Below are 17,602 nucleotides of genomic sequence, written 5' to 3'. Positions count from 1 at the left end.
AATTCTAAATAAATTTAAAATAACAAGGGTTTTGTTTTTAGGAAGCCGATAAATAATTATAAAAAATAAGAGATATGATGGTTTTAAAAATAGTATTCTGGATATTATTATTTATAATAGTTTATACATACGTTGGTTATGGTATTTTGTTATTCTTAATTATCAAAATAAGAAGAGCTTTCAATATTGGAAAAAAAGCAGAAATAGATACGTCTTACGAACCCGAAGTTACTTTATTTATTGCAGCATATAATGAGAAAGATTATGTGCATGCCAAAATGAAAAATACATTGGCTCTAGAATATCCTAAGGAAAAACTAAACATTGTTTGGGTTACAGATGGTTCAGATGATGGTACGCCCAATCTATTAAAAGATTATCCAAATACAACCGTTCATCATTTAGACGAGCGTAATGGTAAAATTGGCGCCATGAACCGTGGTATGCAATTTGTAAAAACACCTATCGTCATTTTTAGTGATGCGAACACAAATCTTGGTAAAGAGTCAATACGGCGTATTGTAAATTTATTTAGTAGCCCAAAAGTAGGTTGTGTTTCTGGTGAAAAACGCATAATTGATAAGGAAAGCGATGTGGCATCGGGTGCTGGTGAAGGTTTATATTGGAAATATGAATCGGCTCTAAAAAAATGGGATGCCGAACTATATTCCGTAGTAGGTGCAGCGGGTGAATTGTTTGCTATTAGAACAGCACTTTACCGCCATGTTGAAAAAGACACTTTGTTAGACGATTTTATGGTGTCATTACGAGTTGCACAAGATGGTTATACCATTCAATACGATCCGGAAGCTTACGCTATAGAATCAGCTTCAGCTAATGTGAAAGAAGAATTGAAACGAAAAATACGAATTTCCGCAGGTGGTATTCAATCGGTTGTTAGGCTACGTTCATTATTAAACATTTTTAAATACGGAACGCTTTCTTTTCAATACATATCGCACCGTGTATTACGCTGGACTTTAACACCTCTTAGTTTATTGCTCTTAATTCCAGTATCATTTTTATTGGCTTTAAATGAAGGGCTTTTAAATTTTGGTCTTTATTCTCTATTATTTTGGCTGCAAATACTTTTTTATGTAGCAGCATTAACGGGTTGGTTTTTAGAAAATAAATCAATAAAAGTAAAATTGTTATTCGTGCCCTATTATTTTTTTATTATGAATTTATCAGTTGTGTTAGGGTTTTTTAGGTATATGAAAAAATCGCAATCGGTAAACTGGGAGCGTGCACAACGTGCTATTTAATTTTAAAAGAATAAGGAAATAAAACACTTCAAAATTATGAACAGAAGAAAAGCCTTAGGCAGCATTTTAGGACTTACAGGTATTGGCATCGTTTCTTATGTTGGTTTAAAATATGTTTCAGGAAACTCGGCATCCAATAAGGGGCAGCTTCCTAAATATTTAAATTTAATCGCAGAATTAGTAGACGTTATAATTCCGCCCACCGAAACCCCTGGAGCTAAAGAAGCCAAAGTTCAAGATTACATTGTTGATTTTATGGAATCGTGCGCTTCAAACAAAGAGTATAATAATTTTTTCAACGGGTTGAATGATCTTCAGGAAACTTGTTTAAATACTTACGATGCCTCTTTTGAGAATTGTACCATGGAACAGAAAATGGTACTACTAGAAGATTTGGATAATAACTCAGGTTCAAACAGTCTATTTTCAAAAATCAATAACAAACTAAGAGGGCGTTCTTTCTTCAATTTATTAAAAACATTAACTATTGAAGGTTATTGCACTTCAGAACTCGGCACCACGGTACATTTAAATTATGCACCAGTTCCTGGTAAATACGAAGCTATTACAACAATAAATACAAATCAAAAAGCTTGGGCTACAAGATAATGATACTATGAAAAACCAAACAGAAAAAAACACTTTTGATGCTATAGTTGTAGGCTCTGGAATAAGTGGTGGTTGGGCTGCAAAAGAGCTTACCGAAGGGGGATTAAAAACACTCGTTTTAGAAAGAGGACGTAACGTAGAGCATATTGTAGACTATACAACAGCTTTTAAAAATCCTTGGGATTTTAAACATAGAACGCATTTAACTAATGAAGAATTAGATGAAAGACCCGTTCAAAGTAGCCATTGTAATGCTGCCGATATGCATTTTTATGTTAAAGATAGTGAGCATCCGTATGTTCAGGTTAATCCATTTAAATGGATTCGTGGCTATCAAGTGGGGGGGCGTTCACTTACGTGGGGGAGACAAAGTTATCGTTTCTCAGATTTAGATTTTGAAGCCAATAAAAAAGATGGCCATGGTGTAGATTGGCCAATACGATATAACGATTTAAAAGAATGGTACGATTATGTGGAAGATTATGTGGGCATTAGCGGCAGTTTAGAATCTCTGCCTCATTTGCCAGATGGTGTTTTTTTACCACCAATACCAATGAATGCTATCGAGAAATATTTAAAAGAAAGTGTAAGTAAGCAATATTCCGATAGGCTTATTATTAACGGTCGAGTAGCAAACCTCACAGAACGGAAGAAGGGTAGAGGCCAGTGTATGTACTGTAATTTGTGCAGTAGAGGTTGTCCTTTTTCAGGCTATTTTAGTAGTAATTCTTCAACCTTGCTCGATGCTTATAACTCAGGTAATTTAACGTTAAGAGAAAATTCGGTTGTAAAAGAAGTTATTTATGATGAAACCAAAAAAGAAGCCGTTGGAGTTAAAATAATTGATGCGATTACTAAAGAAGAAATTAGCTATTACGCTAAAATAATTTTCCTAAATGCCTCGGCAATTGCAACAGCTGCAATATTGTTAAACTCTGTTTCCGAATCGTTTCCAAATGGGTTAGGGAACTCTAGCCAGCAAGTTGGTCACAATTTAATGGATCATGTGGTAAACGAGGGGACTTATGGTACTTTTGATGGTTTACAAGATAAGTATTATGAAGGCAGATCGCCAGGAACTATTTTTATACCAAGATTTCAAAATTTAAATAACGAAACTAAAAACACCGATTTTGTTCGAGGTTACGGCATTCAAGGAAAAGGTGAAAGAGAAAATTGGGAAACGAAAGCTACAACTGGTTTTGGAGCTTCGTTAAAAGCACAATTACAAACTCCTGGTGAATGGAAAATTTCACTTGGCGGTCGTGGTGAGGTACTTCCTAATTATGAAAATAAAATTTCATTAGATTATCAAAATCGAGATTCATGGGGTTTACCCATCGTTAAAGTTCATTTTGAATACGGTTCCAACGAATTAGCAATGATGGAGCATATGACTAAAACGAGCGAAGAAATGTTGGTAAAAGCAGGTTTTAAAAATGTTGGTAGTTACCGTAACAGTCCACCACCAGGATCGGCAGTACACGAAATGGGAACGGCACGCATGGGGCATGACCCTAAAACCTCGGTTTTAAATAAACACAATCAAATGCATGATGTTAAAAATGTATTTATAACCGACGGAAGTTGCATGACATCTTCAGCAAGTCAAAACCCATCCTTAACTTATATGGCAATTACGGCAAGAGCATGCAAATTTGCTATTGATCAATTTCATTCAAATCCATCATGAAAAAAATTAAAATAGCATCGTTTTTATTTGTTTTACTTGCTGCTTCTGCAATCATTGCATTATTAGTGGTTAGAAGTCCTTCGTACACTATTAAAACAAATGGCAAATTGTATATTGTTAATAAACTTAGTAGTGATATTACGGTTTTCGATTTATTTAAAGGTGAAGAAATAACCAGATTACCTATTAAAATAGAACCCCATGAAGCTGTTACGTTAAGCGACCAAAAAAATATTGTCGTTACTAATTATGGTGACGCTACGGTTGATGGTAAAAGTGTTACCGTAATTAATGCAAAAAATAACACCATAGAAAAAGAGATAGCGCTTGATGAAAGTTTAAGGCCTCATGGCATTATGGCGTTTCCCAACTCAAATACTGTGGGGGTTGTTACAGATAGTGGAAACCATTTATTGGTTGTTAATGTAGAAACTGGCATCATTGAAAAGAAAATACCTGTTGGGCAAAAAGTGAGTCATTTATTGGTGCTTCACCCTAAAAAACCGTGGGTTTATGTAACCAATATGGTTTCAAGTTCGGTAAGTGTTATAGATATTGATTTGGGTAAAGTAATTAAAATTATTCCCTGTGGTTTAGGAACGGAAGGGATTGATATAACGCCCGATGGCTCGGAAGTTTGGGTATCAAATAATAAAGCAAATACGGTGAATGTTATTAGTACAGTTACAAATGAGGTGACACATACTTTAGCTGCTGGAAATCAATCATTAAGATTGAAATTTTCTATTGATGGTACTTATTGTTTGGTTACTAATGCTTTAGATGGTACTATTTCAGTTTACAATCAAAAATCAAAAAAACAAATTAAAATAATTGATATTCCAGGAAAAAAACATTTATTTGAAAAAATTTTATATCATACACCTCGTCCTGTTGGTATTTTAATGCATCCTAATGGGTTGTATGCTTTTGTTTCAAATTCAAATGCAAATAAAATTGAAGTTATTGATATGAAAACCTTAGCATTGGTTAGTACCATTGGAGCTGGAAAAATTCCTGATGGATTAACTATTGTTGAGTAGCACTATAACGGCTATTATTATATTATTTTGAAATGTTTAAGAAGCGTATAAAATATTTATTTCTATCATTTGGAGTCATCTTCCTTTTATTCAGGTTATCAATTTATGTTTTTAGATTACCATCTTACACTATAAGTACCACAGGTAAATTATATGTTGTAAATAAGGGGAGTAGAGATGTTCAGGTCATTGATTTGTCTAATGGAAAAGAAATAGCCGAAATTCCAATCGATATGTTGTCGTATGAAGCAATTACCACAGCAGATGAACGTAGAATTGTTGCTACAAATTATGAATCTGATGGAGGGTTCGCCGTTAAAATTTTAAATACCAAAAACAACGAAGTTGAAAAAACTATTGGTTTAGAAGGATATAAAGTTAATGGTATTATAGCTCTTCCAGAAGCCAATAAGGTGGCTTTAGTTGATTATCATAATGATGATTTATTAGTACTTAATGTTGAAACCGATAGCATTGAAAAACAAATATCTACCAAGCAAAAAAAGAGTCATCTTTTGGTGCATCATCCCAACCAAGCAATTGTTTATGTAACCAATATTGATTCGGGTTCAATTAGTGTTATCGATTTAAACTTAAATAAGGTGATTAAAATTATTAATTGCGGATTGGGTAGAAAAGGCATTGCTATTACACCCGATGGTTCAGAATTATGGGTTACAAACACAAAACTGAATACAATTTCTATTATAAATACTAACACTTACGAAGTTATTGAAACTTTAAATTCAGGGAATGAAGCCATAAAATTAAATTTTTCAATAGACGGAAAATATTGTTTTATTGTAAATTCTACTGAAGGTGTTGTTTCTGTTTTCAATCAAAAATCTAAGAAAAAGATTAAAACCATTCATCTTCATGGAAAAGGATCGATCCTTGAAAGAGTACTTTACCATACACCACGACCCGTTAACATTTTAATGCATCCCAATGGGTTGTATGCTTTTGTTACCAATTCAAATGCTAATAAAATTGAAGTTATAGACATGAAAACCTTAACATTGGTTAGCACTATAGGAACGGGAAAAATTCCAGATGGATTAGCCTTTGTTGAATAAAAAAACTATTAATTTACTCACCAATAATAATCAATATTTCGGTTGTTATATTGCCAATTCCGTATTTGAAGGTTATAATTGCACTTAATTATTTTGAATTTACCAATGGGTGCATTTTTCTCTAGTCACTTCCATGGACGAAATTAAACAGTTTTAATACTTATCACTTTTATTCTTGTAGTATTATTATCACTAGTCCAATTTACCAAGTATTTATATTGCTATAGTTTAGTTTTTTTTAAAAAGATTAACAGTATTATGAACGTAAGTTCATTATATTTGCTTAAAATTTGATTGATGACACGCCCAAAAAAGAAGAGAAAAGTTAATAATCCACCAAAAATGCAAGGTTTTAAACCATTTGGTATTGCATTTTGCGATACGGAGCATGTTATTATGCAATACGAGGAATTCGAAACGATTAAATTAGTTATATATGATGACCTATCGCAAGATGTGGCGGCAGATAAAATGGAGGTTTCCAGACCTACGCTTACTAGGATTTATAATAGTGCTTTAAAGAAAATTGGGCAGGCCTTTGTTGAAGGTAAATCACTTTTAATTGATGGTGGCGAATTTGAGTTTGATAAAGATTGGTACAAATGCAAGCGGTGTTTCAAATTAGTCACAGGGGTTGAAAATAGTATAAAATGTGGTGATTGTTCTACTTCTGATAAAGAGGAATTAATTAATCTGAATGATTAAAGCCAAATTCAGTTTAAAAAAGAATTTAAATAAGGTTTTAAGATTAAATTTAAAATAATGAAAAAAATTGCGGTACCAATAACAAGAGATAACCAGATAGAAACACATTTTGGGCATAGTCAGTTTTATGAAATTTACACGTTTTCCAATACTAATGAAATTTTAGACTTGCAATTGTTAGAATCGAAAAATGGATGCTTCTGCGAATCAAATATCATTAGCCTTTTAGCAAAGGGAGGGGTTTCATTTATGCTATCGGACAGCATGGGCTATAAAGCAGTTGATAAATTAAAAAAAGCAGGTATTAATGTGGTGAGAGGGTGCTCGGGCGATTCTGCTGATGTTATTTTGAAGTTCATAGAAGGAAAAATTTCCGATAGCGGTATTAGTTGTTTAAAACATAGCCAAAACCATAAAAATAATCTTTGTCATCATTCATCAAATTAACAAATGCAAGCATGTTTCCTTTCGGCATTTATATTTTTTATATGTTTGAATTCATTAAGAAAAAAATTAATCAATGATTGATACAAATACAAATATTTTAATAGGAGAGCGGGTTAAACTTCCAACAAAATATGGTCACTTCGAACTTATTCCCTTTCAGGAAAAATTAAACGGTATCGAACATATCGCATTAATTAAAGGGAATTTTGTGCCAAATACGACTGTTTTAACACGAATTCACTCAGCTTGTGCTACCGGAGATTTATTTGGCTCGTTAAAATGCGATTGTGGAGATCAATTAATAGCAGCTATGAAATTAATTGAGAGCGAAGGAAACGGAATAATAGTATATTTGCAACAAGAAGGAAGAGGTATTGGGCTTATGAATAAAATGAAGGCCTATAAGCTCCAAGAAGAAGGTATGGATACGATACAGGCAAATGTACATTTAGGTTTTGCGCCAGATGAAAGAGACTATAATATAGCTGCTGAAATGCTTAGTGTTTTAGGCATAAAAAAGATAAAGTTGTTAACCAATAATCCAGACAAAATTATTAGATTGGAAAAAAATGGAATTGAGGTTGTAAAACGTATACCTATCATTATACCATCAAATCCTTATAATAAGTACTATTTAAATACAAAAGAAGTCCAAATGGGACATCAACTTAGTGAAGAAAAGCAGAAATTATAACAAATATTAAACCTGACCATTGGATTTTAATCCAATAATACCTAATTAAAAAACTTCGTTCAACTGAACGTTTTTAAATTATAATACCTATGACGAATAATATTCTTATTGAAGATCAATATAAAAGAACAAGTTTATTTGAAAAAGAAAATGTGAATTATTTGGTTCGTGTTTTAAAGAGATTTAATACCGTACCTAAAATAAACAACATAAATATTATTACTTCAACAAGTGTGCCCGATGCTTTTAAAATTGTTCCAAACAAATCTATTATTATTGGAACTTCATTTTTAAACCAACCCGTTTTAGCTTTAGTTTATTTGCGTTATGGTATTGAGTGGCAGCTGTGGTATAAGGCTTTAAGTAGCGAAAAAAATGATACTGTTTTGTGTGATATAGCTGCGCTTGAAGTAACTAAAATATTTTATAAATTATTGCCTCAAGATGATAAAGAAAAATTAGAGCCTCTTAATTATTTTTTATTGAATTTAATCAAAAATGATGAAGGTTTAAACACGGAATCATTATCGAAATATGAACCACTGCAAGATTTTCATGGGCTAAAAAGCATTACCAAAAGCTTTAAAGAATCATGGAAACCTATTATTGAAAACTTAGCAAAACCTACCGAATATTTATTAATGGACGGTGGCGATCTTCGATTGAATATAGATGAAATTAATTTGTTGAATAAATATGGTTGCAGGCCATTTCCAAGACCCGAAGCATTTACTTTTGCGTCATCTACGGCAACAAGCGTTTCCAATTTTGCGTTCGACAAAACAGACAAAGTTAGAAGTATATTAATAAGAAATAGCTTAAAAAACGGTTTCAAAGATGCCACTCTTGAGTTTTCTGAATTACTAAAAAACAACCTCAAAAAAATATTCAAATTAAATGATGAGTGTCAAATAATTTTTTCCCCATCGGGTACCGATTCAGCACTTCAAATAGCGGCAATCACTCAAATTATTTCCGATAAAAATATTACGCATGTTTTAGTCGCTTCAGATGAAACTGGAAGTGGTGTGCCTGCTGCGTTAAAAGGATGTCATTTTGAAAATAATACCGCCTTAAATCATCCTGTTAAAAAAGGCGATAAAATTGAGGGCTTCCGTGATATCGATTTAATTAAAATTCCTTTTAGAGATGAAAACGGTGCATTAAAATCTACTGCCAAATTAGATGAAGAAGTATTTAATGCCATATCAAAAACCAACGAATTAGGCAGGCATGTGGTTTTGCATACCATGGATCAATCAAAACTAGGCTATCAATCGCCAAGTGAAAAATTAATGCAAAATTTAAACTCAATCAAAAATTTATCACTACAAGTTATTGTAGATGCAGCACAACTTAGGTTGGATCCTGCTGATATTCAAAATTATTTAAATAAAGGCTATATAGTAAGTATTACAGGAAGTAAATACTTTACAGGACCTCCATACTCTGGAGCCTTAATTTTGCCAAAAAGCGTTAGTAAATTAATCCATTCGGTAAAAAATTCATTACCAAAAGGGTTGACAAAATATTATAACCATTCCGATTGGCCAACCTCTTGGTTCTGTTCAAATGATTTGTCCGATGGTTATAATTATGGTTCTTATATGCGTTGGAATGCTGCTATAGTTGAAATGGACAGATATTTCAGAACCCCAATTTTATATAGAAATATGGGTATTGAAATGTTCTGCAATTTTGTTGATGATTCCATTAAAGAAGCTACTTTTCTAGAACCTATTTATGGGGATGAAACAAAAACAAATAGTTATAATAGTAAAGAATTTGGAATACGTAATATTCGTACCATTTTCCCTTTCTTTATCATTAAGAACAATGAAGCATTATCGGTTGATAAAGTAAAAAAACTTTACACATTGTTGAATTCTGATTTGTCAGATCAATTTAAAGATGCTCCCTTAGAAATCATTAGGCTTGCTGCTCAAAAATGCCATATTGGACAAGCAGTTAATGTTAAATATGGAAATGATATTGAAAGTGCTATTTTAAGAATTAGTTTGGGTGCAAGAGTTATCTCAGAAAGTTGGGTTAACAGAGATATAAGCCTCTATTTCAGAAATATAGAAACACAAATGAATCAAATTACTGTAATTATTAAAAAGATAGAATTGATTCTTAGTAATCCAGAATTGTTGGATTAGTACAAGATTATATAAAAAACAACTAAATAGATTCTACCTTCTACATACTAGAACGTAGAATCTATTTTATTAAATCTATTGTAGTAGGTTGAAACTAGCCATAAGTTTTTTCTTTGTTATTGTATATTTGTCATGTATCACATAAAAATCAGCAATATGTGATTTAGCATAAATATAAAAAGAATGATCCAAAGCGATGGAAATCTTTTTTCATAAGCTCTTTTATTTTTTAAATTTACTAGTTTTGTTTAGTTCCGCTAAAAAATTATAAACTTTGAGAATGCAATACAAGTCTGTTTTTGTTTTAATGTTTTTAATGTCTTTTTTTAGCCGTGTGCATGCGCAATACACACCCTTTTTTCAAAATTTTTCATTGTCTGAATATAATGCTGGAAATCAAAATTGGGGTGTTTCAAGATCCGAGAACGGCATGCTCTATGCTGCAAATAATAATGGTTTATTAGAATATGACGGTCTTAAATGGGATTTTATGGAACTCCCAAACAAAACGGTCATCCGATCTGTTTTAGCGTATAAAGAACGAATATACACAGGATCTTACGAAGAATTTGGTTATTGGAAAAAAGATGCCAAGGGAGTATTAATTTATAATTCCTTAAGTAATTTAATTCAAGAACAGATTTCTCCAAATGAAGAAATTTGGCAAATTTTACCATTTAAAGAAGGTATTGTTTTTAGGTCTTTTTTAAACATTTACATATATAAATTGAATGGTGAAATAAAGAAGATTAAGCCCAAATCCATAGTTATTTCTTGTAATGTAGTTGATGGTAAGTTATATGTAGCAACGCTTCATAATGGTATTTTTGAATTGAAAAACGATGAATTGGTCTTAAAAATAATGGATAAGACCATAGAGAATACTAAAGTCTTATTCATAACTAACTATAATGGAAAGTTACTTTTAATAACATCTCTAAAAGGTTGTTTTATTTATGAAAACTATACGCTCAAGCCAATAGATTTTGAAATCAATAATTTAATTAAACAACATTTATTAAACGGTTTTTCTGTTCTTAAAAATGGAAACATGGCTTTTGGAACTATTAAAGATGGGATATATTTTACAAATAAAGCAGGTAAGGTTATTTCGCATGTAAATAAAGAAAATGGCCTTATAAACAACACCATATTAAGCCAATGTTTAGATAAAGATAACAAACTATGGCTAGGGTTGGATAATGGTATTGCAAGTGTTGATTTAAATAACCATAATTACTTTTTTAACGATGTTTCCGGAAGGTTAGGGGCTGTTTACGATGTAATTGAATATAAAGGCATTGTTTATTTAGGGAGTAATACAGGGCTATTTTATATAGATAAAGAAAATAAACTACAGTTTATTAAAGGCTCTCAAGGACAAGTTTGGAACTTAAAGGAAATTGAGGGCGAGTTGTTTTGCGGACATAATGAAGGTACCTTTTTGGTTAAAGATTTTTCACTTAAGCCCTTATCTTCTGTAACAGGTGGTTGGGTTATAAAAAAAGTGCCTGAGCAAAATAATTTATACATTCAAGGTACATATACAGGTCTGGTTAAATTTAAAAAAGAAAACAATATATGGTTTTCTAAACATTTAGGAGAAACCACGATGCCAATTAAACATTTGGTTTTTGAAGATCAATATACCGCTTGGGCAGCTCATGCATACAAAGGCTTATATAAAATTAAGTTTGATAAAAATTACGATACCATAACACATATAGAAAACTACAATAAAAAAGGAGTCTTCTCTGATTTTAATGTGAGGGTTTATAAAATAAAAAGTGATATATGCTTTCAAACCAATGACGGTTGGTTAAGGTATCAACCAATATTAGACAGTATAGTTCCATACGATTTGTTAAATAAAAATTTTGGTAGAAGTTCTTATATAATTTCTGAAGACGATATCGATCAGTTGGTTTTAAAAGGGGCGAACGATGCTATTAATTTTAAATCTTTAATTGATGATAAAAAAGAAATATCGCTATCAAATAATTATTATAAAAACAGACTGATAGTTGGGAATGAAAATGTATCTAAAATAAACGATTCAACCTTTGCGCTCAATTTAAATAACGGATTTATGTTGGTAGACAGCAAGTCCTATTCTAAAGCAGTGTTAGATAAACCAATAATAGACCACATTGAAATAGATAAACAATTAATAGAAATTAAACCAAATAAACCAGTATCAATCAAGTTAAATAGCAGTTTTGGCGTCTCTATTTCATCACCAAAATCCAATAATCATTTTTTCGAATACACCATTTCAGAATTAGATTCAAATAAATGGCAAAAGTTGGATAAAAATAAATTAGAGCTTTCCAGTCTTAAAGATGGTACTTATACTATTTCGTTTAGAACAAGTAATTATTTGGGAAAAACATCCGAACCAACAAAAATTCAAATAAAAGTATTGCCTCCTTGGTATAAAGATACTATTGGTATGCTTCTTTATCTTGTGCTTGCAGTAATTGGTTTAGGTTTATTTTATTACTTCAATCAACAAAAAGTTAAAAGAGAACAGCGTTTGTTAAAAATTAAATATGCTAAGGAGCAACAAGAAATTGTTAGGGAGAAAGGTTTAGAAAATGAAAAGAGAATAGTTCAATTAAAAAATGAATCTTTAAGAAATGAAATTAAATTAAAGAGTAAACAATTGGCCAATACAGCTATGGCACTGGTTAAGAAGAATGAGACTTTACAAGATATTAAAAAGGAGTTATCGGTCAATAAGGATAGCTTTGATAATCAATACGCCTTTAAAAAGATTCTTAAAAAAGTTGACAGTTCTATTGCGCATAAGGATGAATGGAAAGTTTTTGAACATAACTTTAATCAAGTTCATGAAGACTTTTTCAAGATACTTAAAACCAAACATGTCACTTTAACTCCAAAAGATTTAAAAATTTGTGCATACATCAAAATGAACCTTTCAAATAAAGAAATTGCACCTTTAATGAATGTATCTGTAAGAGGCTTAGAGACACACAGATATAGATTAAAAAAGAAATTGGATTTAGAAAATGATATTTCTGTGTCTGATTATTTGATAAATCTTTAAAAATTACTTCAAAAAATACGTTTTTCATAATTATTTTTACGTCATTACTACGTCATACAGCGTTTTCGTTTGGTGTTTTACTCACTTTTTTATTAAATTAACTTACGTCAAATAAAGCTATTTAGAACTTTTGGTACCTTATGGCGTATTTAAAGTGTAAGCGTATTTTGTTTAAAATATAAAATTGGTTTTATCTTGTACCTAACTAAATATTAAACTAAAACTATATGAAAGCGAAAATTATTTTACTATTATTTTTTCTATTTTCAGTTAGTGGCTTTACTCAAAACATTACAGTTTCGGGAGTAGTTACTAGCTCAGAAGATAATATGCCAGTCCCTGGTGTTAATGTTATCGTTAAAGGAACAACTCGGGGAGTTAGTACAGATTTTGATGGTAATTATTCCATAGAGGTTAAAGCTGGCGAAATTTTGGAGTTTAGCTCTGTGGGGCTTAAAACAGTTAATATAACTGTTGGAACCCAAAAAACCATCAACGTTGCTATGAATACAGATATAGCTTCGTTAGATGAAATTGTGGTTATCGGTTACGGTTCACAAAAGAAAGCCGATTTAACAGGGTCTATTACAACCATTAAAGCAGAAGACATTACAAGAACACCCTCTAGTGCTGCCATGCAGTCACTACAAGGAAAAGTTGCAGGTCTTCAAGTAGTTAGTAGTGGTGCACCTGGTACTTCTCCTACTATTAGAGTTCGTGGTCTTGGGTCGTACAGTGGCGACGCTTCTAATCCACTTTATGTTGTAGATGGTACGTTTTATGACGATATCGATTTTTTAAATAGTGAAGATATTGAAACCATTTCAGTACTTAAGGATGCCTCAGCATCTGCCATTTATGGAGTAAGAGCTGCTAATGGGGTAGTGCTTATTCAAACCAAGTCTGGAAAAGTAAATCAAAAACCTCAAATTACTTATAATGGTTATCAAGGTGTTCAGATAGCACAAAACATAGTTAAATTAGCAAACTCTGAACAATTTTCTACATTAGCTAGAGAGTCTGGTTCTGCAGCCGAAGCGAGTTTTATAGATAATGCGATGCAACGTTATGGTCGTAGTCGAGTTAATCCTAATATCCCCGATGTAAATACAGATTGGTATGATTTGATTTTACGCCATGCCCAAATACAAAACCATAGTTTAGGTGTTACTGGAGGAACTGAAAGTGTTACCTATTCATTGGGTTTAAGCCAATTTGAACAGGAAGGTATTCTTAGAATGAAAAATGACTACGAGCGTTTTAATATTAGAACAAAATTAAACGCAAATATTAGTGATCGTTTAAAGGTTGGTGTTTCTGCGCTTTTTAGTAATGCAACTAGATACCGCCCAGAGGAAGGCGCATTTAGCTCCGCATATTTTGCGGTACCCATAATGCCTGTTCTCGATCTATCAAAAACGGATGCCTATCCAAGACCTTATGCAAACGCTAATGATTTGGGCTATAGGGGTACTCAAAACCCATTTCCGTTAATGGAAAATACTGAAAACAGGAATAAAACAAGAAATACTTTAATGACCTTTGATATTGAGTATGAACTTATACCTGATAACCTAACTTTTAAAACAGCGTATTCTCATAATTTTGAAACGCTTGAAGTTAGAGATGTACGACTCCCTTATTTTTTTGGTGTTGGAAATGCATTTAGAGAAAATGCCGAATTAGTTAAGAAAAACGAAACGTTTTCTGAACAAACTTGGGATAATACACTAACTTATAATAATGATTTTGGAAAACACAATTTAACAGTTTTGGCAGGTACATCGTTTAGAGATCGATCTTTTGAACAATTAGAAGCCAAAGGATTAAACTTTCCAAATGGACCTGGAATTGGTGACGAATCTTATTATTTAGATTTAGCAAAAACTATTGATATAAGCGGCGTTGGTGATAATGGCGTTCGACAATATTTCTTTTCTTATTTTGGACGTGTGGCATATAATTATGATAATAAATATTTATTGTATGGTACATTTCGTGCAGATGGCACCAGTAAATATCAAGAAAAATGGGGTTATTTCCCTACTGTAGGTGCTGGTTGGGTTGTTTCTGAGGAATCCTTTATGAAAAATAATGGTATTTTCGATTTTTTGAAATTAAGAGCAAGTTGGGGTGAATTAGGAAATGCCAATGTTAATGCCAGTACTGGAGGTATAACTTCCGAGGAAGTAAATGCTGCATTTGGCGATGTTTTATATCCAGGATTGGTTACCAATAGTGACTTTGAAGCTTTAAAATGGGAAGTGACAGCAGAAACAAACTTTGGGCTTACCGCTAAATTATTCGATAATCATTTATCCATTGAATCTGATTACTTTACAAGAGAAACCAGAGATGCCATCATTCCTGTTTCAAGACTGTTAGTGCCGGGTGAAACACGCCAAAACGTAGGTGTTATAAGAAACTCAGGATTTGAGATAGCTTTAGATTGGAATAAACGCGTATCAGAAGATTTCAGTTATAGCATTGGAGCCAATTTTTCAACCTTAAAAAATGAAATATTGGATTTAGCAGGACAAGATAATTTAACCTCTGGTGGTGATACCGCACAACGTTCTGTTGTAGGCGGTGCTATAAATTCTTTTTATGGACTGGAAGTAGCAGGAGTCTATCAAACAGCTGCAGAAATTACTGCCGACCCTTTAGCACAGGAAGCCATAGGGCGTGGATTGGTGATACTACCAGGAGATTTTAAATTTGTAAATCAAAATGGAGACACGACACTGGATGCTCAGGATCGCGTAGATTTAGGCTCTTATTTACCAACTTATAATTTTGGATTTAATTTTGGACTTAACTATAAGGCCTGGGATTTTTCAATGAATGTTATTGGTCAAGGGGGCAACGTAATAGCAAACATGAAACGATTTGCCATTCGTCAAACCTCAGATCCTAATATCGATAGAGATTTTGCGGTGAATCGTTGGCATGGTGAAGGAACTTCAAACACCTATCCTTCAGCAAGAGGTATAAGAAATCCTTGGAGCAATCAGTTTTTGAATAGTTTCTTTGTTGAAAAAGGAGATTTTGTACGATTACAAAACGTAACAATAGGGTACACACTACCAGAATTAAAAGGAAAATTCAATCCTGATATTCGATTTTATCTAACGGCTGAAAGACCATTATCATTCTTTAAATACAATGGCTTTACGCCTGAGGTTGGGGATGGAAGAGATGATCAAACGTATCCTATTCCAGGAGTATATACGTTAGGTGTAAATATTAAAATTTAAAAAAAATAGCTATGATACATTTAAAAACAAATAAATTTCTTGTGCTATTAGCCGTAATCGGTATGATGCTCACAGGATGCTCTACAGAGCTAGACCAACCCGAACTTAATAATAATTTTGCTGGTGGTACCGATTTTTCAAAAACCTCCGATATGATTTTTCCACTCATTGGTGTCTATCAATCAGTGGGCGATAGAGGATGGGAACAACCGTTAGTGGTTTCCACCAGAGGCGATGATGTTAATGCTGCCGGAGATCAACAAGGTCTTAAAAATCAAGATCGCTATGTATACGATAACTCCTTTTTTGGGTCTAGAACCTTATGGGAAACGTATTATGGTGATATAATTAAAGCCCATACAGGTATGGAACAAATTGGGAGATACATGGAATTGGCAGATGCTAATGGCGTTGCGTTAGGAAATCAATACGTAGCTGAAGCAAAAGTACTTCGGGCTATATTGCTTTTTCAATTGTCGCAAGTATATGGCTCTGTGTTTATTCCAACATCCTCAAATCTAAATGATTTTGCAAATGTAACGTCTGTCCCTACAAAAGATGAAGTTATGCAACATCTATCAGACCAGATGGATGAAGCTATTCCATTTTTATTGGATAAACGTCCCAATGAGCGCACCGATTTAAAAGGCGGTGTTACAAAATACACAGCACTACACATTAAAGCTTTAGCAAACCAAGAACTTAAAAATTATCAAGCGGTAGCAGATGCTGCTGGGCAAATTATTAGTTCAGGAAAATTTAGCTTAATGGACGATTATTACCAATTATTTAAAACCCCAGGGAAGTTAAGTAATGAAAGTCTTTATGAATTTCAGTATTCCGATTTTGGACAAGGTACTGGTATCAGAGTAAGCCATCTTTATGCACCTTATGGTCCTAATGGTTGGACACCTGCTGTTGCCGGCGCAAGTGCGGGGTGGGGCTTTTTTGAACCTACTCTAAAATATGTAACGTTTATGTTGAATAGAAATGATAGAAAACGTTTGGAAACCACCGTGTTATTTACACAAAATGGTATAAACGACATTATAGCAACAACCAGCTATACAGCGGCAACCTTACCATCTTTTGTGTCTCCAACCACGCGAGATGGAGATGTTCTAAAAGATAATGCCAGAGCTAAATTTTGTAGTGGAAAACACTATTTACCAAGTAATCAATTAATTACAGGACGTACTGACTATGGAAGTAATAAAAATTATATTGTGTATCGTTATGCCGAAACGCTTTTAATGTATGCAGAAGCGTTATCTCACGGGGCAACAAATTCTGCTATGACCAAAGATGACGCAGTTAATTTAGTGCGAACAAGAGCAGGTCTTGCTCCTTTAAGTGGTGTTACCTTAGATCAAATCGTAGATGAAAAATATGCTGAACTAGCCATGGAATGGGGCAAACGATTTTTTGATATGGTGAGGTTGGAAAGATATGAAGAGTTAAGTTTTGAAGGTAGAACCTTTACTAAAGATAAAGCGTTTGTAACGTATCATCAAGATCAAATTGACGAATTCCCTATATTGGCGAATGTTCCTAGATAATTAATTTAAAATATTAATAAAC

12 protein-coding genes are annotated in these 17,602 nt (G+C 32.7%); all 12 read left to right on the top strand.

The window, feature by feature from the left end; genetic code table 11:
* The first annotated feature begins 74 nt into the window (after positions 1–74).
* Positions 75–1,265 (top strand): glycosyltransferase family 2 protein, encoded by a 1,191-nt coding sequence (locus tag EV196_RS05970; RefSeq protein WP_132216099.1) that lies wholly within the window; start codon positions 75–77, stop codon positions 1,263–1,265.
* Positions 1,266–1,301: 36 nt separating this feature from the next.
* Complete coding sequence (locus tag EV196_RS05965; RefSeq protein ID WP_132216096.1) at positions 1,302–1,874, top strand: gluconate 2-dehydrogenase subunit 3 family protein; 573 nt, start codon at positions 1,302–1,304, stop codon at positions 1,872–1,874.
* Between the two features lie 7 nt (positions 1,875–1,881).
* Positions 1,882–3,567, top strand: a complete 1,686-nt coding sequence (locus EV196_RS05960; protein WP_132216093.1) for a GMC oxidoreductase — start codon at positions 1,882–1,884, stop codon at positions 3,565–3,567.
* The gene (locus tag EV196_RS05955; RefSeq protein ID WP_132216090.1) at positions 3,564–4,610 is read left to right on the top strand and encodes a cytochrome D1 domain-containing protein; all 1,047 of its coding nucleotides are present in this window, start codon (positions 3,564–3,566) and stop codon (positions 4,608–4,610) included. Before EV196_RS05960 ends, EV196_RS05955 begins: the two co-directional genes overlap by 4 nt.
* A gap of 32 nt (positions 4,611–4,642) precedes the next feature.
* A complete protein-coding gene (locus EV196_RS05950; RefSeq protein ID WP_132216087.1) occupies positions 4,643–5,686 on the top strand; it encodes a YncE family protein in 1,044 nt (347 codons plus the stop codon).
* A gap of 297 nt (positions 5,687–5,983) precedes the next feature.
* Positions 5,984–6,391 carry a DUF134 domain-containing protein gene (locus tag EV196_RS05945; protein ID WP_132216084.1) on the top strand — a complete coding sequence of 136 codons (408 nt, stop codon included), beginning with the start codon at positions 5,984–5,986 and terminating at the stop codon, positions 6,389–6,391.
* A gap of 57 nt (positions 6,392–6,448) precedes the next feature.
* Positions 6,449–6,838: a NifB/NifX family molybdenum-iron cluster-binding protein gene (locus tag EV196_RS05940; protein WP_132216081.1), complete on the top strand. Its 390-nt coding sequence runs from the start codon at positions 6,449–6,451 to the stop codon at positions 6,836–6,838.
* A gap of 73 nt (positions 6,839–6,911) precedes the next feature.
* Positions 6,912–7,532 (top strand): GTP cyclohydrolase II, encoded by a 621-nt coding sequence (ribA, locus tag EV196_RS05935; RefSeq protein WP_132216078.1) that lies wholly within the window; start codon positions 6,912–6,914, stop codon positions 7,530–7,532.
* An 89-nt stretch (positions 7,533–7,621) separates the two neighbouring features.
* On the top strand, positions 7,622–9,694 hold the full coding sequence (locus tag EV196_RS05930) for a hypothetical protein (protein WP_132216075.1): 2,073 nt from the start codon (positions 7,622–7,624) through the stop codon (positions 9,692–9,694).
* A gap of 280 nt (positions 9,695–9,974) precedes the next feature.
* Positions 9,975–12,764: a helix-turn-helix and ligand-binding sensor domain-containing protein gene (locus EV196_RS05925; RefSeq protein WP_132216072.1), complete on the top strand. Its 2,790-nt coding sequence runs from the start codon at positions 9,975–9,977 to the stop codon at positions 12,762–12,764.
* Positions 12,765–12,991: 227 nt separating this feature from the next.
* Positions 12,992–16,021, top strand: coding sequence for a SusC/RagA family TonB-linked outer membrane protein (locus EV196_RS05920; RefSeq protein WP_132216069.1), 3,030 nt, complete (start codon positions 12,992–12,994; stop codon positions 16,019–16,021).
* 11 nt (positions 16,022–16,032) lie between these two features.
* A complete protein-coding gene (locus EV196_RS05915; protein ID WP_132216066.1) occupies positions 16,033–17,580 on the top strand; it encodes a RagB/SusD family nutrient uptake outer membrane protein in 1,548 nt (515 codons plus the stop codon).
* Positions 17,581–17,602 lie beyond the last annotated feature (22 nt).

The sequence above is a fragment of the Mariniflexile fucanivorans genome (assembly GCF_004341235.1).
GTDB classification, from domain to species: Bacteria; Bacteroidota; Bacteroidia; order Flavobacteriales; family Flavobacteriaceae; genus Mariniflexile; species Mariniflexile fucanivorans.
Note: the sequence above shows the minus strand (reverse complement) of the source record. Positions and strands in the feature narration are given on the sequence as shown.

Bases quoted from the DNA above. Each gene is read 5' to 3' on its own strand.
- EV196_RS05970 (WP_132216099.1), top strand. From the start codon at position 75: ATGATGGTTTTAAAAATAGTATTCTGGATATTATTATTTATAATAGTT.
- EV196_RS05965 (WP_132216096.1), top strand. From the start codon at position 1,302: ATGAACAGAAGAAAAGCCTTAGGCAGCATTTTAGGACTTACAGGTATT.
- EV196_RS05960 (WP_132216093.1), top strand. From the start codon at position 1,882: ATGAAAAACCAAACAGAAAAAAACACTTTTGATGCTATAGTTGTAGGC.
- EV196_RS05955 (WP_132216090.1), top strand. From the start codon at position 3,564: ATGAAAAAAATTAAAATAGCATCGTTTTTATTTGTTTTACTTGCTGCT.
- EV196_RS05950 (WP_132216087.1), top strand. From the start codon at position 4,643: ATGTTTAAGAAGCGTATAAAATATTTATTTCTATCATTTGGAGTCATC.
- EV196_RS05945 (WP_132216084.1), top strand. From the start codon at position 5,984: ATGACACGCCCAAAAAAGAAGAGAAAAGTTAATAATCCACCAAAAATG.
- EV196_RS05940 (WP_132216081.1), top strand. From the start codon at position 6,449: ATGAAAAAAATTGCGGTACCAATAACAAGAGATAACCAGATAGAAACA.
- ribA (WP_132216078.1), top strand. From the start codon at position 6,912: ATGATTGATACAAATACAAATATTTTAATAGGAGAGCGGGTTAAACTT.
- EV196_RS05930 (WP_132216075.1), top strand. From the start codon at position 7,622: ATGACGAATAATATTCTTATTGAAGATCAATATAAAAGAACAAGTTTA.
- EV196_RS05925 (WP_132216072.1), top strand. From the start codon at position 9,975: ATGCAATACAAGTCTGTTTTTGTTTTAATGTTTTTAATGTCTTTTTTT.
- EV196_RS05920 (WP_132216069.1), top strand. From the start codon at position 12,992: ATGAAAGCGAAAATTATTTTACTATTATTTTTTCTATTTTCAGTTAGT.
- EV196_RS05915 (WP_132216066.1), top strand. From the start codon at position 16,033: ATGATACATTTAAAAACAAATAAATTTCTTGTGCTATTAGCCGTAATC.